This is a genomic window from uncultured Sulfitobacter sp. (assembly GCF_947497275.1).
GTDB lineage: Bacteria > Pseudomonadota > Alphaproteobacteria > Rhodobacterales > Rhodobacteraceae > Sulfitobacter.
The window spans coordinates 504,799-526,247 of the sequence record NZ_CANMFS010000001.1 but is presented as its reverse complement, the minus strand read 5'-3'; the positions used below and the strand labels follow the sequence as shown (position 1 = coordinate 526,247).

At 62.4% G+C, this 21,449-nt stretch carries 22 protein-coding genes; 13 read left to right on the top strand and 9 right to left on the bottom strand.

Features of this window, described 5'->3' with window-relative positions; translation table 11 throughout:
- Nucleotides 1-55: 55 nt before the first annotated feature.
- A complete protein-coding gene (gene mazG, locus Q1A06_RS02530; protein WP_299558333.1) occupies nucleotides 56-868 on the top strand; it encodes a nucleoside triphosphate pyrophosphohydrolase in 813 nt (270 codons plus the stop codon).
- Here the strand turns inward: mazG and Q1A06_RS02525 are convergent.
- A complete protein-coding gene (locus tag Q1A06_RS02525) occupies nucleotides 865-1,752 on the bottom strand; it encodes a hypothetical protein (RefSeq protein WP_299558331.1) in 888 nt (295 codons plus the stop codon). The genes mazG and Q1A06_RS02525 overlap by 4 nt on opposite strands.
- Before the next feature lie 109 nt (nucleotides 1,753-1,861).
- Between Q1A06_RS02525 and Q1A06_RS02520 the strand changes: the two genes are divergently transcribed.
- From Q1A06_RS02520 to Q1A06_RS02510, 3 genes are all read left to right on the top strand, one after another.
- A complete protein-coding gene (locus tag Q1A06_RS02520) occupies nucleotides 1,862-2,803 on the top strand; it encodes a nucleoside hydrolase (RefSeq protein WP_299558329.1) in 942 nt (313 codons plus the stop codon).
- Nucleotides 2,800-3,249 (top strand): GNAT family N-acetyltransferase, encoded by a 450-nt coding sequence (locus Q1A06_RS02515; protein ID WP_299558327.1) that lies wholly within the window; start codon nucleotides 2,800-2,802, stop codon nucleotides 3,247-3,249. The genes Q1A06_RS02520 and Q1A06_RS02515 overlap by 4 nt, the downstream gene beginning before the upstream one ends.
- Nucleotides 3,250-3,349: 100 nt before the next feature.
- Nucleotides 3,350-4,762 (top strand): protein adenylyltransferase SelO, encoded by a 1,413-nt coding sequence (locus Q1A06_RS02510; protein WP_299558325.1) that lies wholly within the window; start codon nucleotides 3,350-3,352, stop codon nucleotides 4,760-4,762.
- On the opposite strand, the gene Q1A06_RS02505 is transcribed toward Q1A06_RS02510, so the two are convergent.
- Nucleotides 4,759-5,643, bottom strand: coding sequence for a DMT family transporter (locus Q1A06_RS02505; RefSeq protein ID WP_299558323.1), 885 nt, complete (start codon nucleotides 5,641-5,643; stop codon nucleotides 4,759-4,761). The genes Q1A06_RS02510 and Q1A06_RS02505 overlap by 4 nt on opposite strands.
- Before the next feature lie 122 nt (nucleotides 5,644-5,765).
- On the opposite strand from Q1A06_RS02505, the gene Q1A06_RS02500 reads away from it, so the two are divergent.
- On the top strand, nucleotides 5,766-6,599 hold the full coding sequence (locus Q1A06_RS02500) for a tellurite resistance TerB family protein (RefSeq protein WP_299558321.1): 834 nt from the start codon (nucleotides 5,766-5,768) through the stop codon (nucleotides 6,597-6,599).
- Nucleotides 6,600-6,663: 64 nt separating this feature from the next.
- Here the strand turns inward: Q1A06_RS02500 and Q1A06_RS02495 are convergent, their stop codons facing one another.
- Complete coding sequence (locus tag Q1A06_RS02495) at nucleotides 6,664-7,977, bottom strand: DEAD/DEAH box helicase (protein ID WP_299558318.1); 1,314 nt, start codon at nucleotides 7,975-7,977, stop codon at nucleotides 6,664-6,666.
- Nucleotides 7,978-8,279: 302 nt separating this feature from the next.
- Here Q1A06_RS02495 and Q1A06_RS02490 point away from each other — a divergent pair, with 302 nt between their 5' ends.
- Entirely contained in the window at nucleotides 8,280-8,990 is a 711-nt protein-coding gene (locus tag Q1A06_RS02490) for an NYN domain-containing protein (RefSeq protein WP_299558316.1), read from the top strand.
- On the opposite strand, the gene Q1A06_RS02485 is transcribed toward Q1A06_RS02490, so the two are convergent.
- Nucleotides 8,980-10,020 carry an AbrB family transcriptional regulator gene (locus Q1A06_RS02485; protein ID WP_299558314.1) on the bottom strand — a complete coding sequence of 347 codons (1,041 nt, stop codon included), beginning with the start codon at nucleotides 10,018-10,020 and terminating at the stop codon, nucleotides 8,980-8,982. The genes Q1A06_RS02490 and Q1A06_RS02485 overlap by 11 nt on opposite strands.
- An 84-nt stretch (nucleotides 10,021-10,104) precedes the next feature.
- Between Q1A06_RS02485 and Q1A06_RS02480 the strand changes: the two genes are divergently transcribed.
- Together Q1A06_RS02480 and eno are read left to right on the top strand one after the other, a co-directional pair.
- Complete coding sequence (locus Q1A06_RS02480; RefSeq protein WP_299558312.1) at nucleotides 10,105-10,995, top strand: DMT family transporter; 891 nt, start codon at nucleotides 10,105-10,107, stop codon at nucleotides 10,993-10,995.
- Between the two features lie 53 nt (nucleotides 10,996-11,048).
- Nucleotides 11,049-12,323 carry a phosphopyruvate hydratase gene (eno, locus tag Q1A06_RS02475; protein ID WP_299558310.1) on the top strand — a complete coding sequence of 425 codons (1,275 nt, stop codon included), beginning with the start codon at nucleotides 11,049-11,051 and terminating at the stop codon, nucleotides 12,321-12,323.
- A 74-nt stretch (nucleotides 12,324-12,397) separates the two neighbouring features.
- Here eno and Q1A06_RS02470 read toward each other — a convergent pair whose 3' ends face one another.
- Nucleotides 12,398-12,826: a PRC-barrel domain-containing protein gene (locus Q1A06_RS02470; protein ID WP_299558308.1), complete on the bottom strand. Its 429-nt coding sequence runs from the start codon at nucleotides 12,824-12,826 to the stop codon at nucleotides 12,398-12,400.
- Nucleotides 12,827-12,956: 130 nt separating this feature from the next.
- On the opposite strand from Q1A06_RS02470, the gene Q1A06_RS02465 reads away from it, so the two are divergent.
- Complete coding sequence (locus tag Q1A06_RS02465; RefSeq protein ID WP_299558306.1) at nucleotides 12,957-13,484, top strand: GNAT family N-acetyltransferase; 528 nt, start codon at nucleotides 12,957-12,959, stop codon at nucleotides 13,482-13,484.
- Nucleotides 13,485-13,540: 56 nt separating this feature from the next.
- On the opposite strand, the gene Q1A06_RS02460 is transcribed toward Q1A06_RS02465, so the two are convergent.
- Nucleotides 13,541-14,653, bottom strand: a complete 1,113-nt coding sequence (locus tag Q1A06_RS02460; RefSeq protein ID WP_299558304.1) for an anhydro-N-acetylmuramic acid kinase — start codon at nucleotides 14,651-14,653, stop codon at nucleotides 13,541-13,543.
- Between the two features lie 87 nt (nucleotides 14,654-14,740).
- Here Q1A06_RS02460 and tyrS point away from each other — a divergent pair, with 87 nt between their 5' ends.
- Genes tyrS through Q1A06_RS02445 form a run of 3 tightly spaced genes read left to right on the top strand, consistent with a single transcriptional unit; the run spans nucleotide 14,741 to nucleotide 17,663 of the window.
- Nucleotides 14,741-15,991, top strand: coding sequence for a tyrosine--tRNA ligase (gene tyrS / locus Q1A06_RS02455; protein WP_299558302.1), 1,251 nt, complete (start codon nucleotides 14,741-14,743; stop codon nucleotides 15,989-15,991).
- 49 nt (nucleotides 15,992-16,040) lie between these two features.
- Complete coding sequence (locus Q1A06_RS02450) at nucleotides 16,041-16,871, top strand: GNAT family N-acetyltransferase (protein ID WP_299558301.1); 831 nt, start codon at nucleotides 16,041-16,043, stop codon at nucleotides 16,869-16,871.
- A gap of 36 nt (nucleotides 16,872-16,907) precedes the next feature.
- Nucleotides 16,908-17,663 carry an SDR family NAD(P)-dependent oxidoreductase gene (locus Q1A06_RS02445; protein WP_299558296.1) on the top strand — a complete coding sequence of 252 codons (756 nt, stop codon included), beginning with the start codon at nucleotides 16,908-16,910 and terminating at the stop codon, nucleotides 17,661-17,663.
- Between the two features lie 3 nt (nucleotides 17,664-17,666).
- Here Q1A06_RS02445 and Q1A06_RS02440 read toward each other — a convergent pair whose 3' ends face one another.
- From Q1A06_RS02440 to bamE, 3 genes are all read right to left on the bottom strand, one after another.
- Nucleotides 17,667-19,475 carry an ATP-binding cassette domain-containing protein gene (locus Q1A06_RS02440; protein ID WP_299558294.1) on the bottom strand — a complete coding sequence of 603 codons (1,809 nt, stop codon included), beginning with the start codon at nucleotides 19,473-19,475 and terminating at the stop codon, nucleotides 17,667-17,669.
- Nucleotides 19,476-19,510: 35 nt separating this feature from the next.
- Complete coding sequence (locus Q1A06_RS02435) at nucleotides 19,511-20,233, bottom strand: GNAT family N-acyltransferase (RefSeq protein WP_299558292.1); 723 nt, start codon at nucleotides 20,231-20,233, stop codon at nucleotides 19,511-19,513.
- 65 nt (nucleotides 20,234-20,298) lie between these two features.
- On the bottom strand, nucleotides 20,299-20,763 hold the full coding sequence (gene bamE, locus Q1A06_RS02430; RefSeq protein ID WP_299558290.1) for an outer membrane protein assembly factor BamE: 465 nt from the start codon (nucleotides 20,761-20,763) through the stop codon (nucleotides 20,299-20,301).
- 88 nt (nucleotides 20,764-20,851) lie between these two features.
- On the opposite strand from bamE, the gene Q1A06_RS02425 reads away from it, so the two are divergent.
- Nucleotides 20,852-21,406: a DUF177 domain-containing protein gene (locus Q1A06_RS02425; RefSeq protein ID WP_299558288.1), complete on the top strand. Its 555-nt coding sequence runs from the start codon at nucleotides 20,852-20,854 to the stop codon at nucleotides 21,404-21,406.
- Nucleotides 21,407-21,449: the final 43 nt, after the last annotated feature.

The window sequence follows — 21,449 nt, the reverse complement described above, 5'->3', positions numbered from 1 at the left end:
GGTGGACTCCTTTGATGTGTTGTCCTTATCTGACACCACAGCGAGGGGACCCGCAATGGCTGACGATCTGATAAACGACCAAAATGCAGGCATCGAACGCCTGCTGGAAATCATGCGGCGTCTGCGCGATCCCGAGACCGGCTGTCCGTGGGACATTGAGCAAGATTTCGACACCATTGCGCCCTACACCATCGAGGAGGCCTATGAAGTCGCGGACGCCATTGCGCGGCGCGACTGGTCCGAGCTTGAGGGAGAACTGGGCGATCTGTTGCTGCAATCGGTTTATCACACGGCGATTGCCGAAGAACGCGGCCTGTTTTCGTTTCAGTCGGTCGTGCGCAACATTTCCGACAAGATGGTTTCCCGCCACCCGCATGTCTTCGGCGAAGAAAGCCGCAACAAATCGGCCGAGCAGCAAACCGCGGATTGGGAGGCGATCAAGGCGGCAGAGCGGGCGGGCAAGGCACAGAAAGGCGCGCTCGACGGGGTCGCGGTGGGCTTGCCCGCCCTGCTGCGCGCGTACAAACTGCAAAAGCGCGCCGCGCGAGTGGGGTTCGACTGGCCCGACGCGGCGGATGTCATCGACAAGATCGCCGAAGAGGCGGCGGAACTGGTCGAGGCGCAGGGTACTCTGACCCAAACGGAAGTGGCCGAGGAATTCGGCGATCTGATGTTCGTGATGGCCAATCTGGGTCGGCATCTGGGGGTGGAGCCCGAAGCCGCCCTGCGCGCCGCGAACGACAAGTTCATCCGCCGGTTCAACGGTGTCGAGGCCAAGCTACGGGATCTGGGCAAGACCCCGGCGCAGAGCGATCTGGCGCAGATGGACGCACTGTGGGATGCCGTCAAGGCGGATGAGCGCGCCTAGCGGACCAGCACGACGCCCGGCATTTGCGCAAGGCGGTCAAGGTCCTCGGCATAGCGTCCGCGCAAGATGCGGTTCTGTCGTTTGGTGAACTCGGAAATCCCCCGTGACGCGTGGTCGTCGCGGTGCTCAAGAATGATCTGCTGCCATGCTTCCCGCTCCAGCGTGTCGCCCTTGGCATAGATCGCCTGCAACACCTCCAGCGCGGCATCCGTCGGGCTATGGTTCATCCTGTGCGCGGGCTCGATCAGCGGCATCTCACGCGTTTCGGGCAGCAGATGCCGCAGAAGATCGACGCTGCGCCCGCGGCTGGCGTATTCCACCACGATCAGCTGCTGCGCCTGAAGATGTGTCTGGATCAGCGCGACAAGCTCCGGCCATCCGCGATCCATCCGCATCATGTTGCGCCGGTCATCGTCGAACGGATCCGAATGATTGTCTTCCGCGCGCTTTCGGTAGGCGGAAACGTACAGGTCGGCATATTCACGCACCACCAGAAGCGCACGCAGAACCGGAGCGGCGGCCGCTTCGGCCAGCGTCTTGAAACGCTCCTCGGCCGCCGGATAGAACCGCCCAGATCCGAAATGGATCATCCGTCCGGGAATATTCTCCTCCGACAGGATCATCGCCGTGCTGTCCGCACTTGCCTGTTTGCGCAATTCGATCGCCGCATTGGGCACAAACCGGTCCTGCCACTGGTCCTTGTTGCGGGGTTGCGGCAGGCGCAGCGCCAGATCCCCGCCCGGAATATCGTCGCGCCCCGGATAGGCAAGATCAAACCCGGCACCGCGCAACAGATCGCCGTTCTCCGCCAGCATCATCTGAAACGAAGATGTGCCCGTGCGGTGCGCGCCCAGATGCAGATACAATGGCTTTGGTTCACTCATGGACAAGGCTTAGACAATCAGCGCCCCCTTGCGCAAGCGTGCCTGTTCGCTGGACAAGACCCGCACGCCTTGGCAGGGTGCGCGCAATCGAAGACCCAAGGATTGCCAGATGCCCCCACGCAAGATCATCATCGACACCGACCCCGGACAGGACGATGCCGTCGCCATCCTGCTTGCTCTGGCCAGCCCCGAAGAGATCGAGGTGCTGGGCATCACCTGCGTCGCGGGCAATGTTCCGCTCGCGCTGACATCGAAAAATGCGCGCGTTGTCTGCGAGTTGGCGGGCAAACCAGATGTACCGGTGTTCGCCGGCTGTGATCGCCCTCTAGGCCGCGATCTGGTCACCGCAGAGCATGTGCATGGCAAGACCGGTCTCGATGGACCGAACCTGCCAGACCCGGTGATGGCGCTGGCCGAGGGCCATGCTGTTGATTTCATCATCGAACAGCTGCGCGCCCACCCGCCGGGAACCGTCACGCTGTGCCCGCTTGGCCCGCTGACAAACATCGCGACGGCTTTGCAAAAGGCGCCCGACATCGCCGACCGGATCGAAGAGATCGTTCTGATGGGAGGGGCCTATTTCGAGGTCGGCAACGTCACGCCCACCGCAGAATTCAACATTTACGTTGACCCGGAAGCCGCTGATATTGTTTTCAAATCCGGAACGCCCATCGTGGTCATGCCACTTGACGTCACGCACAAGGCGCTTGTCACGCGCCCGCGCAACGATGCATTCCGCGCCCTGGCTACACCCGTAGGTCGTGCCGTCGCGCAGATGACGGATTTTTTCGAGCGTTTCGACAAGGAAAAATACGGCAGCGACGGTGCCCCCCTCCATGATCCGTGCGTAACCGCGTATCTGATCCGGCCTGACCTGTTCACCGGGCGCCACGTCAATGTGGGGATCGAGACGCAAGGCGCACTGACCCTGGGGATGACAGTCGCGGACTGGTGGGGTGTGACGGACCGCACGCCGAACGCGCTTTTCGTGGGCGATCTGGATGCGGACGGTTTCTTTGACCTGCTGACAGAGCGTCTGGGGCGTTTGTGAGCGCGGCGCTTACGCTCGGCGGCCCCGAACATCTGGACCGGATGCTTGCGCTGGTCGCGGCATTTCACACCGAAAGCGGAATAAGATCGACGGAGACGCGGCGGCGCGACGGTGTCGCACCCTTGCTGGATGGCGTGCCGCACGGGTGTGCCTATCTCATCGGCCCGCCCAGATCCCCGATCGGCTATATCGTGATCACGTTCGGGTGGTCGGTCGAATTCGGCGGTTTGGACGCGATCATTGACGAGCTCTACATCCGCCCCGGTGTGCGCGGACGCGGTATCGCGTCGGAGGCGCTGATCGCCCTGCCACGGGCGCTCGCAGGCGCAGGATTGCGCGCGATCCACCTCGAAGTGGATCGCAGCAACGCCGCGGCGATGAAACTCTATCAGAAGGCAGGGTTTCAGCCGCGCGACCAATACATGCTCATGTCGAAACGCCTGTAGACCCCTTCAGCGTGCGCTGACCTTTACGTTCACTCCTCGGCACAAATGTCGTCGGGCGGCAGCACTGGCGCGAACCGCACCGCCACCCTATATCTGAGGGATGGATATCAAAACTTCATTCGACAACAGCTTCGCCCGTCTGCCGGACGCCTTTTACACCCACGTCGCGCCCACGGCGGTCAGGGCGCCAAAAGTTCTTGCGTTCAATGCGGATCTCGCGCGGGATCTGGCGATTGACGTGCCGGACGAAGAGGCCATCGCGTCTGTGTTTAGCGGTAACAGGGTACCCCAAGGCGCCATGCCGCTTGCGCAGCTTTATGCCGGGCACCAGTTCGGTAACTACACGCCACAGCTTGGGGACGGACGGGCCATCCTTCTCGGTGAAGTGTTTGATAGCAAGGGGATACGACGCGACCTTCAGCTGAAAGGTGCGGGCCGCACGCCCTATTCGCGCGGCGGTGACGGGCGCGCCTGGCTGGGTCCGGTGCTGCGCGAGTATGTTATGTCGGAAGCGATGCACGCGCTTGGCATACCCACCTCGCGTGCCTTGGCCGCCGTGGCCACGGGCGAGGACATCTACCGCGAGACCGCCCTGCCGGGTGCGGTTCTCACGCGCGTCGCCGCAAGCCATCTGCGCGTCGGCACCTTTCAGGTGTTTGCGCATCGCGGACAGACCGAAGAACTGGCCCGCCTCACCCAATACGCGATTACACGTCATTATCCGGAGGCGGACGGTCCGATGAGCTTCTTGCGCGCGGTCTGTGCGCGCCAGGCGGAGCTGATCGCGGCATGGATGTCTGTCGGATTTATTCACGGCGTGATGAACACGGATAATTGCAGCATCAGCGGCGAGACGATTGATTATGGCCCCTGTGCCTTCATGGATGATTTCCACATGGGGCGGGTATTCTCATCGATCGACCAGCAGGGCCGCTATGCCTACGGCAACCAGCCTAACATGGCGATCTGGAACATGGCGCAATTCGCGACTGCCCTGCTGCAACAGATGGGGGACAAGGACGCCGCAGTGAAGGAAGCGACCGCGATTGTCCACACGATGCCCGATCAGATCGAGGCTGCCTGGCTGCGACGGTTCGGGGCCAAGATCGGGATTTCGAGTCCGAAAGAGCAGGACGCGGACCTGATCAACGATCTGCTGGATCTGATGCAAAAGGACGGCGCGGATTTCACCAATACCTTCCGCGCGCTTGGCACGCCGCAGGCCCATGACCAGTTTACCGACCGAACGGCATTCGAGACGTGGCGCGCGGCACATGAGGCGCGCATCGCGCAGGAAAATGACCCCCGCGCTGTCATGGCCACCGCAAACCCTGCCGTGATCCCGCGCAATCACCGGATGGAGCAGATGATCCAGGCAGCGGTAGCCGGAGACATGGCGCCGTTCACGCGGTTGATGAAGGCCCTTGCGTCCCCGTACACGCTCACCGATCCGGATTTGGCGAGGCCACCGACACCTGCCGAAGTAATTCCGGCAACATTCTGCGGGACCTAAAATCGTGGGCGGCGGTTGATCAGCGTGATACCGGCCGCGACCATTCCCAGCGCGATCCAGATCGAAGGTGCGATCCGTTCATCCAGCAGGATCCACCCCATTAGCACCGACGCCACTGGCGAAAGAAAGCTGAACGAGGCGACCGAATTGGTTGGATACCGCTTCATCAGCCAAAACCACCCAAGGAATCCAAATGACGCCACCGCGAGAATCTGGAACGCCATACCGGCGATGTGGATCGGTGCGACCTCACGCAGCAACGGTCCGAACAACGGCGCGAGCAGCAAAAGGATCGGTGCCGAGACGGCGACCTGCGACATCAGTTGTTGTTCGGGTGGCACATGCGCCAGCGGTGTCACCCGCACCAGCAAAGCGATGCCGCCCCAACTCAGCGCCGCCGCCAGCGCCAGGAGATCACCGGCCCAGCTGACTTGTCCGCCGCTGCGGTCTGCAAGCGCAATCACGACACCGCCCATCGCCAGCGCCAGACCGGCGGACTTGAACCAGGTCAGCCGCTCCTCCGGCAACAGCACCTGGCTGGCCAGCGCAAGCCAGAGCGGCATCGAATAGAAGATGACCGAGGATCGGCTGACCGTTGTGAGGTCAAGTGCCGTGAACAGACAGATGAATTCAAACGCGAATAAGAGCCCCGACAGGATGGCCCAGGGCCGGGCAGCGGGCATGATGCGCAGGGAGACGCCGCGCAGATACATCCACAAAAGCAAAACCGCGATGGCTCCTGCTGACCGCAGGCCAGCCGCAAAAACAGGGCTGAAACCGCCTGCCGTTACCTTGATTACCACTTGGTTGAACGCCAAGTTCAATGCAAAGGCGATCAATGCCACCGCGCCGAAGGTATCAATGTGGGATTTGCGTTCCATGGTGCCACAAGGGCGAGTGAGCGGAAGATTGTCAATGCACGCGGATCGCCGTCTTTCCCCCGGCGCGACGTCGGCAAACGTGCCATGATGGGGCAACTGATGAAACCGAAAGGAACTGATCCATGTCTTTGATGAAAACCCTCGCGAAAGTGGCGGTCGGCGTAGCCGTCGCCAAGGGTGCGAGCGCGATGATGAACCGCGGCAAACAGGGCAACGATGGCAAATTACAACAGACCGGCGGTCTGGGCGGCCTGCTCGGCGGACTCACAGGGGGCACCACCGCAAGCGGCCAAGGCGGTTTGAGCGACATGCTCGGCGGGCTGCTGGGCGGCGGAAATACGACGGGCGGCACCCGACGCGGTGGCTTGGGAGGTTTGCTTGAAAACCTCGGTGGCCAGCGCCAGGGTGGTGACGCATCGACCCAAGGCGGTCTTGGCGATATGCTTGGCGGGCTTGCCGGTGGCGCCGCCGCGGGCGGACTGCTTGGCGGACTTGGCAAGACGGTGAATAAGGCACCGCCGAAAAACAGCGAAAGCTTCGGGGCGGTGTTGAATTCGCAATTCGATCAATCGCCTGAACAGCCTATCGAACCTTCGCAAGATCAGGAGGCGGTCGCCGCCTTGATGCTTGCCGCGATGATTCAGGCGGCTAAATCCGACGGGACTTTCGACGAGTCCGAGCAACGCAAGCTACTTGGCCATCTGGGTGAGGTAGACGAGGACGAGGCCGCGTTCATCCAGCGCAGAATGCAGGCACCCGTCGATGTGGACGCGCTGGTCGCCGATACACCCGACGGAATGGGGCCGCAGGTATATACCATGTCGATACTGGCCATTGATCTCGATACGCAGGAAGAAGCGCAGTATCTTCACAAGCTTGCCAGCGGGTATAGCATGACCCCGGCGCAGGTCAACGAGATCCACGCAGAGCTTGGCGTGGCTTCTCTCTACGCCTGATCACCGCTGGTCCCGCAGTAAAAAGGGCGCCCGGAAAAGCGCCCTTTTTTCAATGTCTGTGTGCTCAAGCACTTGAGGCATTGCCGCCGCCGCTGCGCCGTCTGCGCCGCCCGCCGCCCGGCTTGGACGCGCCGCCCGGTGCGCTGCCGGAGGCCCCTTGCGGCCGACCGCCGCCGCCCTGCCCGCGCCCACGGCCCCCGCCGCCGCGTCCGCCACGGCCTTTGGGCTTGGCGGGGATCTCCATCGCTTCCCACGGACGACCCGATGCGACGGGAATGGCGATCTTCATCGTTTTCTGAATATCTTTCAATTCGCCCATCTCGTCGGGTGCGCAGAACGCGATTGCGGCACCGTCCTTGCCCGCGCGTGCGGTGCGCCCGATCCGGTGCACGTAGTTGTCCGGCACGTTGGGCAGTTCGTAGTTATAGACGTGCTTGACGTCCGGGATATCCAACCCGCGCGCCGCAACATCCGTGGCGACCAGTACGGTGATTTCGCCTGACTTGAACGCCTCGATGGCGCGATCACGCTGACCCTGGGATTTGTTACCGTGGATCGACGCGGCCTTAAATCCGGCCTTCACCAGATCTTTCATCAGCTTTTCGCAACCATGTTTCGTGCGGCCAAATACCAGCGCCCGCTCGTCGCGGTGCTTGTCCAGAAGCTCGACCAGAAGGGCCTTCTTCTCCGCCTTGGCGATAAAGTGCACCTCTTGCGTCACCTTGTCCGCTGCCTTGCCCGGAGGCGAGACTTCGATGCGGATCGGTGAATTGAGATAGCTGTTGGCGATCTCGTTCATCAGCTTGGGCATGGTGGCCGAAAACAGGAAGGTCTGGCGGCTTTTCGGGATAAGCTGCGAAATCTTGCGCAGATCGTGGATAAAGCCCATGTCGAGCATCTGATCCGCCTCGTCCAGCACCAGAAACGTCGCCTCGTCCAGCCGCACGGCCTTGCGGTCCAAGAGATCAAGCAGACGGCCGGGCGTCGCGACCAGCAGGTCGACACCGGAGTGTAGCCGCTTGATCTGGGTATTGATGTTTTGTCCGCCGACGACCATCGCCACCTTCAGCGGGGTGCTTTCGGCAAACTGGCGCAGGTTCACGCTGATCTGGGTGGCCAGTTCGCGCGTGGGTGCCAGCACCAGACCGCGCACGGCCTTGGGGCTGGGACGCCCTTCCATCTGGAGCATCTGTGCCACCAGCGGAATGCCGAACGCGGCTGTCTTACCGGTGCCGGTCTGCGCCAGCCCCATCACGTCACGGCCGTTCAGCCCATGCGGGATCGCCTGTTTCTGGATCGGTGTCGGCTCTTTCAGCCCCATCGCGCTCAGTCGTTTCACCAAGGCTGCGGGCAGCCCCATCATGTCAAAATCGCTCATCTCAAACTCACTTTTTTCGCGTCGGACAGCGTCCGCGCGTTTTCTCGGGTGCGCAAAAGCGGATCGCAGGAGCGGGCCATGTGCCGCGCACCTGTCCGGATGCGTCTGGCCCCACGCGTGATTTTGGGAACAATGGGCGGCCTCGGCTAGCAGATCACTGTGTATGTGCTGCATCTGCTCACGCGGCAGAAGGCATCGCCTGACCCCCACATGGGGGCTGGCGCGCCGAAAGTCAACGCCGCTCTGGCAATGGGTGCATCTGCGGCCTATGTGTCACCCCACGTCACAAAAAGGATCCACCGATGCCAGACCGTGCCAAACCAGACCGCGACCGCCCGCTGCTTGCCGTGCTGATCGACGCCGACAACGTGCCGGCCAAACACGCCGCCGCCGTGCTGCGCGAGGTGACAAGCATCGGCGAGCCTGCCTTGCGCCGCGTCTATGGCGACTGGTCGAGCGACCGGTTGAAATCATGGGCGGGCAAGCTGATGGATCTGGGCCTCGTCGCGGTACAGGAAACCGCAAATACCAAGGGCAAGAACGCCTCCGACATCGGGCTGGTGATCGACGCGATGGACATCCTGCACCAGGGTCGATTTGACGGCTTCGTGCTTGTCTCCTCCGACAGCGACTTTACCGCGCTGGCCAACCGCCTGCGCGAAGACGGGCTGACGGTCGTGGGCATCGGCGAGAAGAAAACGCCGGAGGCCCTGCGCAACGTGTGCAACCGCTTTATTTTCATCGAGAACCTGGACGGTGGCGACCGTGCGCAGGGCCAGATCAACGAAAAATCATCCGCCGCCCTGCCCCTTATCACCAGCGCCATGGAGAAGATCGATCAGGAGGACGATTGGTATAACCTCGGCCAGATCGGGCAGACGGTGCAGGCCGCGCACCCCGACTTCGACACCCGCAGCTATGGCCACGGCAAGCTGTCGGCACTGGTGCGCGACATCCCGGAACTGGAAACCCAAAAGGCCGGTGCGCGGCTTTTGGTGCGCCTCAAGAAATAGAGCGGCGCGCCATCAGCGGAAGCAGGACGCTGAGGACCAGGAGCCGGGTAATATGACATGCCGCGACAAACCCCGGTGCGACGCCGAGCACCACGCCCATCGCGATCATCGTTTCAAGCCCGCCGGGCGCAAAGGCCACCAGTACGTGCGAAGGCGGCATGCCCAATGCCACCGCGATCACAAAAGCGGCGATGGCGGACGCGGCAACGGCGATGCCTGTTACCGCAAGGCCGGCCCCTAGATCGCGCAGGAACTCCGCCAACTGCACGCCCGCGAAACGGGTCCCGATCAGCGCGCCGAGCGCGAGATATGCAGGCATCACCATCCAGTCGGGCATCGCACCGCTTTGCACACCTGAAAGCTGGAAAATGCCCGACACCAGCATCGCACCGATCAGAAGCGGCGCAGGCACGCGCAACCGCTCCAGCCCTTGCGCCGCGATCCACGCCGCGCCCCCCATCAACGCAATCGTCCACAGTGGCCAACCAGCGCCCGCCGGCGCAAGGGCAGCGCCCATATCAACCCCCAGCGCGACGGCAACGAACGGTACCACCAGCGTCAGCAACAACAATCGCACCGATTGCACCACTGAAATCCGCACGACATCCTGTCCGCTGCCTTCCGCCATCGCGATGACAAAGCTCAGATGCCCGGGGGAGCCTGCCAGCAAAGCCGCGTAGGGCGTAAATCCGAAACCGCGCGACAGGATCGCGCGGGCACCCACCATCGTGCCCCACGTCACGAGAAAAATGCCGGCAAAGGCCAGCGGCCAGCGGACCATCGCACCCAACGCGTCGGGATCGAACCCGCTGCCCACGGTCATCCCGAGCACCATGAAACACAAATTGCGCACCCGGGGATCGATCTCCAGCGGCATCCCGCCCAGCCCGCACAGGCTCACGGCCACAGCCGGACCGGTCAGCATGAAGACAGGCATATTCAGTGCCCGCGCCAGTGCCGCCCCGACAAGCGCGACCGCCAGTGTCAGGCCCGTCCGGGCGAGTGATGAACGCGGGAAGGTCGTATTCATGGACAGACCGCTACCATCGCGGCCCTTGCACAGCCAGCACGAAAAGCGCATCACCCCGGCGAAACAACGGGTTGGAACACTGCGATGGACAATTTACGCGGCGCGCTTTTGATGGTGCTGTCCATGCTGGGCTTTGCCGTCGAGGACAGTTTTATCAAGCTGATGGGCGATGATTTGCCGGTGGCCCAGATCCTCGTGGTGCTCGGATGTGGCGGGTCCGTGGTATTCGGCGCCATCGTGCGGATGCAGGGCCGCGCGTTGTTCGAGCGCGCGATGGTCAGCACACCGGTTTTCGTGCGCGCGGGCGGTGAGATCGTCGGGACCGTCTGTTTTGTCACCGCGATCGTGCTGACGCCGCTGTCCTCGGCATCGGCAATCTTGCAGGCCACGCCGCTGGTGGTCACGCTCGGGGCGGCCCTGTTTTTGGGAGAACGCGTCGGCTGGCGCCGCTGGGCCGCGATCGCGGTCGGATTTTTCGGCGTCATGCTTGTGATCCGGCCTGGCCTCGATGGTTTCGAACCGCTGTCGCTGTTCGCGCTCGGCGGTGTGTTCGGTCTGGCCGCGCGCGATATCGCCACGCGGAAAACTTCCAATGCCTTATCGACGATGCAGCTCAGTTTTCTGGGGTTTCTCGCCAACATTCCGTCGGGGCTGTTGCTTCTGGCCGTCACCGGCACGCCGCTGGTGGCGATGGATGCACGCAATTCCGCCCTGATGGCGGGATCCGTTGGCATCGGCGTGTTCGCCTATTACGGCATCGTCGCGGCCATGCGCGTGGGTGAGGTCAGCTTCGTTACGCCGTTCCGGTATTCAAGGATGATTTTCGCGCTGGTCATCGGCATCGCGGTGTTCGGCGAATCCCCTGACGCGGCAACGCTTGCGGGGGCCACCATCATTGTCGCCTCCGGCATCTACACTGTCTGGCGTGAGCGCAAACAGGGGCTCCAACCTACCGCCAAGCCTTCCAAAGCCTAACCCCCCTCGTTAAGACAGCCGCAACAGACGCCATTGTCACAAGGAATACTGCCATGAGCACCATCATTGATATCCACGCGCGCGAGATCCTAGACAGCCGCGGCAATCCCACGGTCGAGGTCGATGTGATCCTCGAAGATGGCACCATGGGTCGGGCCGCCGTTCCGTCGGGTGCATCCACCGGGGCGCATGAAGCCGTTGAAAAGCGCGATGGCGACAAGGGCCGCTATATGGGCAAAGGCGTTCTGGAGGCCTGCGCGTCCGTGAACGGTGAGATTGCGGAAACCCTGTTGGGCATGGACGCGACCGAACAGGTCGAGATCGACGAGGCAATGATCGAGCTGGACGGCACGCCGAACAAGGCCCGGCTGGGCGCCAATGCCATCCTCGGAGTCTCGCTCGCCGCTGCCAAGGCTGCTGCGGATTTTTGCACGCAACCCCTGTACCGCTACGTCGGTGGCACGTCGGCGCGAATGCTGCCGGTGCCGATGATGAACATCATCAACGGGGGAGAGCATGCCGATAACCCGATCGACATTCAGGAATTCATGATCATGCCGGTCGCGGCGGAAAATATCCGCGATGCGGTCCGGATGGGTGCCGAAGTCTTTCACACTTTGAAAAAGGAGCTGTCCGATGCGGGACTTGCCACAGGTGTCGGGGACGAAGGCGGGTTTGCACCCAACATCAGCTCCACCCGTGATGCGCTTGATTTTATTCTGAAATCCATTGAAAAAGCGGGATACGCCCCCGGCGAGGAAATTTGTCTCGCGCTCGACTGTGCCGCGACGGAATACTACAAGAACGGCAAGTATATCCTTGATGGAGAAGGCAGAACCTTGTCTTCGGACGAAAACGTCGCCTATCTCGGCGCGCTGGTAAATGATTACCCCATTATATCCATCGAGGACGGGATGTCCGAAGACGACTGGGAGGGCTGGCAGGCCCTGACAGCCGAAATCGGCCACAAGGTACAGCTTGTCGGGGACGACTTGTTCGTGACCAATCCAGAACGCCTCGCCGATGGGATCGCTCGAAAGGCGGCCAACTCAATGCTGGTAAAGGTCAATCAGATCGGAAGTTTAACCGAAACGCTTCAGGCCGTTGACATGGCTCACCGGGCCGGTTTCACGAATGTCATGTCCCACCGTTCCGGCGAAACAGAAGACGCGACCATCGCCGACCTTGCGGTCGCTACGAACTGCGGCCAGATCAAGACAGGCTCGCTGGCACGCTCCGATCGGCTGGCAAAGTACAACCAGCTTATCCGTATTGAAGAGGCGTTGGGCGAATCGGCGCAATACGCCGGCCGCAGTATCCTGCGCTGAGAGTCTTGTTTTGAGTATGAAAAGAAAAAAGGGAGGGCACGATGCCCTCCCTTCCCAGCTAGCTTAGGCCGGAATCAATCCCAGATATCGTCATCGATTTCTGGCAGCGCCTTGATCTCTTCCTCGGTCAGGTTGGTGACGTAGGAATAGGTATCCCCCTCACCAGTAGCAAACCGGACATTCTCGAGCGGAATCACCACATCGCGGTCGTTGATACCCAGAAATCCTCCTACTTCGATGAGAATACCAACCATTTTGCCGTTCCGGTCGAGAAGAATATCGTCAATCTCGCCCACCTCTGTCCACGAGGTATCAATGGTGCTGTAAGCCGTTCCACCAGCCCAGACTGTGTCGCCGGCTTCAACGTCCATCCGGTACACCGCCCCGTCAGAGATGTTGTCGGCGGGAATCATCGAGGACGGATCCATGTGGGCTTCGGCAAATGCGCCCGTTGCCCCAACGCTCAAGATACCGCCTGCTATCAAGGATGTAGTCAATTTCATGTGGAAACTCCTTCTTAGTTCATTCATATTATCAACGCTCGTGACACGCCTTTGATCCAAGATTGCGAATATTTTTTTCATGCCGCCCGGTTGGGTTCTTTCTTCCTGCGGCACAGACCCCGGAGACCGCATGCAGACGCCGGATACTGCCGTCATTACCATCAGGCCCGCTGACGGGCCTGGCGATCTCGCTGCCGTCAGAGCTTTGTGCTGGGACTACCGTGCCCATCTGAGAAGTATCTCCACCTCCGAAGCCGAGCTGGTCGCAACGTTCTATCCGGAGGCGAAGTACCGCGCGCTGATGGATACGCTCGAATCGGTGCATGCGCGGCCCACGGGGACCATCCTCGTCGCCGAGTTGCACGGCAATGTTGTGGGCTGCGGGATGTCCCATGCGCTTGATGAGCGTACATCGGAAATCAAGCGGCTGTTTGTAGCGCCGCATGGACGGGGTCACGGGGCGGCCAAAGGTCTGATGACGGCGCTTCTGCAACAAGCACGAACGGACGGTTTTGCCCGCGTCGTCCTGGATACCTCGCGCAGTCTGACTGCCGCGCGGGCGCTTTATACCTCCCTCGGCATGGCCGAACGCGGCCCCTACCAGGACATACCGGACAACGCTCTTGCACAGCTTCTGTTTTTCGAAGCGACACTCTGACACCCTTCGATACGCTCGCGGCGCGTCCAGCCCGGCCCGCACGGGCCCCGCTCCAACTACTCTGCTGACGGGATGCTGATCATGCCACCGCCGACCGCGGCGGCGACACCTGTGGTACGCGCGCATGACGTGGACATCCCCCGCGCCACGCGCACGGCGAGAAAAGCAAAGGCCTGCGCTTCGAGCATGTCACCGTCGAGACCAACGGCTTCGACCGGCAGCACCGGACACTCCAGCGAAACCCGCAACATTTGCATCAAGACCGGATTGTGCCGACCACCACCGGTGACAAGCAGACGCGCTGGCGGCACCGGGCAGTGCTGCATCGCCTCGGCCACACCCGCCGCGCACATCGCGGTCAGGGTCGCCGCCGCATCTGCGTCGGACAGCTCGTTCACCAAAGCGACCATTTCCGCGAAATCGTTGCGATCCAGTGACTTGGGCGGCATCCTTGCAAAATATGGCTCCGCCAGAAACAATTCAAGCGCGCCCATCTCGACCGTCCCCCGCCGCGCCACGGCACCGTCCGCATCATACGCAAGGCCAAGGCGCGCCTGCATCAGGTCGTTCACGGGCGCATTCGCCGGTCCGGTGTCGAAGGCCAAAAGCGCGCTTGCCGCATCCGGCGCGGTAACCGCCGGGTCCACCCATGTTAGATTGCCGACACCGCCAAGGTTGAGAAAAGCGACCGGCGCCGCCTCGCCGATGTAGCGGGCACAGGCGTGGTGAAAGAAGGGGGCAAGCGGTGCACCCTCGCCGCCCAGCTCGACGTCGGCCGTGCGAAAATCCCACACCACGGGAACGCTCAGCCGGTCGGCCAGAAGCGCGCCGTCACCCGCCTGCAACGTACCGTGCGTGCGCGGCGCATGGGCAAGCGTCTGACCGTGAAATCCCATCAGATCGACGTCCCTGTAGGGTTCCAGCGCTTCGAAATGCGCCGCATCGACGACGCGCGCCGCTGCTTCGACGGCGTCACCCGACCACTGGCCGAGAGCTGCCGCAATGACGGCACGCTCGGCGTCGGAATAGGCGCGGTAGGACGACGGCCCGAACCGTGTGATGGTGCAACCGTCTGTCTCCAGCACCGCCACATCCACCCCGTCGAGTGAGGTGCCCGACATGGCCCCCGCCGCACGCACCGTCCCGGTCTTTGCAATCGCCCTGCTCATTTGTCCTCTCGGCCGCCGTTTGGCGGCTTTTCCTTTGGCACCCATGCGCCTATAGATGCCCCGCAACACGATCGAAGGGCAAGCGCCATGACATACCATCCCAAATCGGAATTCATCACCGTGATGATGGAGCGTGGCTTTCTGGCCGATTGTACCGACTATCAGGGGCTCGACGAGGCCTTGGCAAAGGGCGCGCAGCCCGGATACATCGGTTTTGACGCGACCGCGAAATCCCTGCATGTCGGCAGCTTGATCCAGATCATGATGCTGCGCTGGCTGCAGAAGACCGGCAACAAGCCGATCACGCTGATGGGGGGCGGCACGACCAAGGTGGGTGATCCTTCGTTTCGCGCGGACGAGCGGCCGTTGCTGACACCTGCGCAGATCGACGCCAACATCGCGGGGATCCGCCGTGTGTTCTCGGCTTATCTTTCCTACGGAGACGGGCCGACGGATGCGATGATGATCGACAACGCCGAATGGCTTGATGATCTTAACTATCTCGATTTCCTGCGCGACATCGGGCGGCATTTCTCGATCAACCGGATGCTGTCGTTCGAAAGCGTCAAGTCCCGGCTTGACCGCGAGCAATCCCTGTCGTTTCTCGAATTCAACTACATGATCCTGCAAGCATATGATTTCATGGAACTGTACCGCCGCTATGGCTGCATCCTGCAAATGGGCGGCAGCGATCAATGGGGCAACATCGTCAACGGTATCGACCTCACCCGCCGGGTGATCGACGGCGAGGTGTACGGGCTTACATCGCCTCTGCTGACCACGAGCGATGGCAAGAAGATGGGCAAATCCCAATCCGGCGCGATCTGGCTCAATCCGGATATGCTGTCACCCTACGAGTTCTGGCAATTCTGGCGCAACACCACCGATGCGGACGTGGGCCGGTTTCTCAGGCTGTATACCGAATTGCCGGTTGACGAATGCGACAGGCTTGGTGCGCTCGAGGGATCCGAGATCAATGCGGCTAAAATCCGGCTCGCCAGCGAGGTGACAACGTTGTTGCACGGCGCAGAGGCCGCCGCCGCCGCCGAGGCGACGGCACGCGAGGTGTTCGAGAAAGGCGGGGTGGGCGATGACCTGCCGACGCTGACGCTGACGCGTGACGATGTGGGCGACGGCATCTCTATCGTTCAGCTCATCGTTAAATCGGGTCTTGCGGCCTCGGGGAAAGAGGCAAAGCGCCTGATTGCTGAGAACGGTGCGCGGATCGACGATGCGCTGCTGAATGATGCAGGGCTGATGCTTGACGCCGCCGCGCTTGCCTCGCCGGTCAAGCTGTCGGCGGGAAAGAAGCGACACGCGCTGGTGCAGATTGAATAGACGCCCGAATTAAACCCGCATTAACCACAGCGGGCGCACGCTGGCCGGCATGTTCGATGCCGCGCCAGCCCCCGCTGATCATTCCTTGATGCAAGACCCGGCCTTTGCCGCAGCGTTACGGCTGTGCGGTGAAGAACCGGTGACACTGCGTTCTGGCCTGGTGCTGCTCAGCCGGCGGATCGTCGGTATACCCGTGCTGATGCTGCCGCGCGCGGTGCCCCCGCCGGACCTGATCGCGCAGCTGCGGCAGTCGGGCCTGCACCGCCGCCCGCTGATCCTGTCGCCCGAAGCACCTGTGATCGTGCCGCGTGCCCTGCGCATCGCAGCACCCCAGCAGATATGGCAGCTTGATCTGCGTCTACCGCCACCATTATTGCGGGCGCGACTGCACCAGAAATGGCGTCATCAGCTGGTGCAGGCCGAACGTGGTCCATTGCGCGTGCTTGAACGCCCGCTTGCGCCTGACCATCCGCTGCTGGCGCTCGAAACCGCGCAGGCGCGCTCGCGCCGGTATCGCAATTGGCCGGCACCTTTGACAGCGGCATTTGCCGAAGCAGCCCCGGCGCAGACGCACCTGTTCACGGCACTGCTGCGCGGTCATGCCGTTGCACATATGCTTTTTCTAACGCACGGCAGCCGGGCGACATATCATATCGGCCATGCCACAGACGCGGCCCGCGCGGTGCAGGCGCATAATCTGCTGTTCTGGCAGGCTTTGATGCGTTTCTCGCGCAATGGAATCACCTGTTTGGATCTGGGGCGCTCTATACCCGACGCGGCCGGGCTCGACCGTTTCAAATCACGCACCGGTGCGCGCAGAGTGGAAACGGCGGGCAGCTGGTTGCGCTGGACTCCCCTTGCACAGCGGTGCGTGGCGTGATCATCTGAACACCTGTTCAATAAAGGAGCCTTCGCGATGAAAATGTCACAAACCGCCGCCGTCATCACCGGTGGCGCCTCCGGCCTCGGAGAAGCAACCGCCCGCTATTTTGCGTCACAGGGTGCCAAGGTCACGCTTCTGGACCGCGACACGGAGCGCGGTCCGAAGGTCGCCACGGAGATCGGTGGCCATTTCATCGAGACCGACGTGATCGACGAGGCTTCGGTCGAGGCCGCTATCGCGCAGGCGCGCGAGAAGATGGGCGCGCTCAACGTCGCGGTGAACTGTGCGGGGATCGCGTTGGGGATCAAGACCACCGGGCGCGAGGGGCCTCACCCCTTGTCAGCTTTCCAGAAAACGATCGACATCAATCTGGTCGGCAGCTTCAACATCGCGCGTCTCGCGGCAACCGCAATGGCCAAGGAAGACCACGACGACGACGGCGCCCGCGGTGTGATCATCAACACCGCTTCCGTGGCCGCGTTTGATGGGCAGAAAGGTCAGGTCGCCTATGCCGCATCCAAGGGCGGCATCGTGTCGATGGCGTTGCCGATGGCGCGCGATCTGGCCAAGGACGGCATCCGTGTGATGACCATCGCACCGGGGATTTTCAGCACGCCGATGCTGCGCGGACTGCCCCAGGACGTGCAGGACAGCCTTGCCGCCGAGGTTCCGAATCCGGCGCGCCTGGGCGATCCTGCCGAGTTTGGCCGCACAGCCGCCTTCATCGTCGAGATGGGCTATCTCAACGGTGAGGTGATCCGGCTCGATGGCGCTTTGCGGATGCGCTAAGGGTCAGGATGCGGCCTTCTCTTCGAGCGTCAGCCATTCCTCTTCGGCGGACGACAGGCGCTCGTGCCGCTCCAGCAGCGCATCGGTGGCTTTCTGGAATTTCACCGGATGGTCGGTGAACAGTGCGGGATCCGCCATCAGCTCTTCGAGCTTGGCGATCTCCGCTTCAAGGCGGGCGATCTCGTCCGGCAAAGCCTCCAAGCGGTGCTTTTCGGTAAAGCTCAGGCCCTTTTGCGCCTTCGCCCGCCGCTCCAGCTTCGGCTCGGATGCCTTTGACTTCACGACACTTTCAGAGAAATCATCCTGTCCGCGCTGGGACAGGTAATCGCTCCACCCACCGGCGTAGACGGTTGCGCGTCCGTTGCCTTCCATCGCGATCGTCGTGGCGGCGACACGGTCGAGAAAATCGCGGTCGTGACTGACAAGGATCACGGTGCCGTCGTAGGTGCTCAGAAGCTCCTGCATCAGGTCGAGCGTTTCGATGTCGAGATCGTTGGTCGGCTCATCAAGCACTAGCAGATTGCTCTCGCGCGCCATCAGTTTGGCCAACAGCAGCCGCGCTTTCTCCCCGCCCGACAACGACCGGACCGGCGCGCGTGCCTGCGCTTCGTCGAACAGGAATTCCTTGAGATAGCCGACCACATGTTTCGGTGTGCCGCGCACCAGAACCTGATCCGCCTTGCCGGACACCCGCATGTCCGGATCGCCGGTCAGGCTGTCCCACAGCGACATATCACCATCAAGCTGCGCGCGCGCCTGATCGAACAGCGCGATCTCAAGATTGGTGCCCAGCTTTACGGTGCCGCTGTCCGGCTCTTCGCGCCCGATCAGCATATTGAGCAGCGTCGTCTTGCCGACACCGTTCGGTCCGACAAGTGCGATACGGTCGCCCCGCTGTACAGTCAGGGTGAAATCGCGCAAGATCACTTTATCGCCGTAAGTCTTTGAAATACCGTCCGCTTCGATGACCTTTCGGCCCGATTTCGGGCCCGCTTCCAGCGCCATCGCTGCAGTGCCCTGCCGCTTGATCTGGCCTGCGCGCTCCGCACGCAGATCCTGCAACGCGCGCACGCGTCCCTGATTGCGCTTGCGCCGCGCCGAGATACCCTCGACAGCCCACCGCGCCTCGGCCTTGATCTTGCGGTTCAGCTTATGGCGCTGCATGTCCTCTTCTTCCCAGATCTGATCACGCCATGCCTCGAACTTGTCGAAACCGATCTCCTGACGGCGCACGGCACCGCGGTCCACCCACAGTGTCGCGCGCGTCAACGCGTTGAGAAACGCGCGGTCGTGGCTGATGATGACGTAGGCCTTGCGCGTCGTCTTGAGCTCGTTTTCCAGCCACGCGATGGCTTCGATATCGAGGTGGTTGGTCGGCTCGTCGAGCAGCATCAGTTCAGGCTCGGATGCCATCAGACGCGCCAGCGCCGCGCGCCGCCGCTCTCCGCCCGACGCGGTGGCAACAGGGCGGTCGGGATCGAACTTCAGCCCCTCGCCCGCCCGTTCGACCTTGTAAAGCTCGCCCGGTTCCAGACCGTGAGTCGCAAATTCGCCCAGCGTCTCGAACCCCGTCAGATCAGGGTCCTGCTCCATATACCCCACGCTGACGCCGGGGCCGTTGATTACGTCGCCCTTATCGGCCTCCATCAGCCCCGCCATCACCTTCATCAGGGTGGATTTGCCCGAGCCGTTGCGCCCGACAAGCGCCAGCCGGTCACCGGTCTGGACGACGAGGGAAAGGTCCTGGAAAACAGGATCTCCGCCAAAGGTGAGCGAAATATCGGTGAGTTGTAAAAGGGGTGCGCGTGCCATGGCAGCGGGCTACTCCGGCGCGCAGGAAAGGTCAATCAGACAAGCGCGCGCAGCAGACGTTTGCGGCTCTCAGGGATCGCCCCGATTTCGAGACCGGTGAAAACGTGCAGTGTTCCCATCTGCCGGTCGACCACCGCGTGATCGCTGACCCAGCCGCCCATCATCAGATAGGTGCGCAGCAGCGGCGGCATCTCGGCATGGGCCTTGCGCGGATCAGGTGCGCGGCGCAGCCGTGCCGCATAGCGAAACACGTCTTCCGCCTTGATCTTCGGGCGCCAGGACGGCGGCGCGAGGTGCCGCGCCTTGAGAAGCGCGAAACAGTCGAGATAGGCGTCCGGGTCGATCCCCGCGAAGGACGCGCAGCCGAACAAAAGCTGCACACGCGCGGCATCGACATAAGCGGTCAAGGCCGCCCACGCGATGCGCACAATATCGGGGTCGTGTCGGGCAGGGTCGACGCAGAAGCGGCCAAGTTCCAACATCGGCCCATCGAACCGCGCCAACGCGCTCAGATCGTAGAATTGCGCGGCATAGCTGTTGCACAGCCCTGCCCCCGATTGCGCCATCAGCCGGTAGGTGCAGACCAGTACACCGGACGTCGCCTCGTGGACGAGCACATGTATCGCTGTGGCGTCAAAGACGTCTTGCGCCCCCCCCGCCACGCCGAAACATCGGCTGCGCAGCGCCAACGCGGCATTCAGATCCGCGGTGCCGTCGGCGGCACGGGCGAGGTATTTGCCTTTGTAGAGGGGTTTCATTCGATTCTCCGCGCGCGGATGGCCTGAGCCAACCCTAGCGCGGAAAACATGGCCGTCCTGCGAAATCAGCCGGCCGCGCCGGCGGGATTGAACCGGCCGAGACTGCTTAGCAACCTGCGCAGGAAGTTGGAGTTGCTGACACCCGATGTCGTGACACGGCGCGACAGCGGCACGACCTGCCCCCGCTCCAGCCCGAACCGCTCGACGTTGGTCACGACGCCCGCGCCGTCAAAGCTGATCGCAACGACCTCACGTTCGATCACCTGCGGCGCGAACGCACCAAGGGTGCGCCGACGGCTGCGGACATAATAATAGCCACCGTCGTTGACCACCCCGGAGGTCACGGGCGCGCCGATCGATTCCTCGACGGAGGCGCGGGTATCGACGCCCACGACGATCTGCTCCAGATCTTCCTGAGGCGGAATGTATCCATGATTGACGTACTGCGGGCTGCACGCGGCCAATGTGCCGCAGACGGCGGCGGCTGCGAGAAATCGGCGCAGACAAACCGCGTAAGTCTTGTTACCCATGGTGCTGCCCCTTGCCCTTAACTTGCCTGGCTTTTATCTCGCATATACCAATAGCGCCCTGCGGTTCAAGAAACGAAAGCACTCTCTCATGTCGCCAACTCCTCCAAGCGCCACCAGCCTGCGTGTGGCCGGCCTGTCGCAGGCCACCCCCACGCCCTTTGCCCTGCGCCCCGATGCGCCCCAGATGAAGACCATTGCCAAGGCCCTGGGTCTCGACGGTCTGCGCAAGCTTTCTTTCGAGGGAGAGGTGAAGCCTGTCGGGTCGTCCGACTGGCAATTGACCGGCACCTTGGGTGCGACCGTGGTGCAGCCTTGCGTCGTGACGCTGGAGCCGGTGACAACCCGCATCGACACACAGGTCGTGCGGACCTATCTGACGACATACGAAGAGATCGATGAACCCGAAGCGGAAATGCCCGAGGACGACACCACCGAGCCGTTGGGCGCGTGGATCGATCCGGGCGCCGTGATAGTCGAGGCGCTGACACTGGCACTGCCCGAGTATCCGCGCAAGGGCGATGCGGCGTCGGAGCCGGTCCGCGTGACCGAGCCGGGAAAAGAGGCAATGACCGACGAACAGGCGCGGCCCTTTGCCGGTCTGGCGGCGCTCAAAGACGAACTTGGCAAAGACCGCGACGATTGACGCCGTCCGGTCCCCGGCTCGGCAAAAACCGGCTTGAACCTTT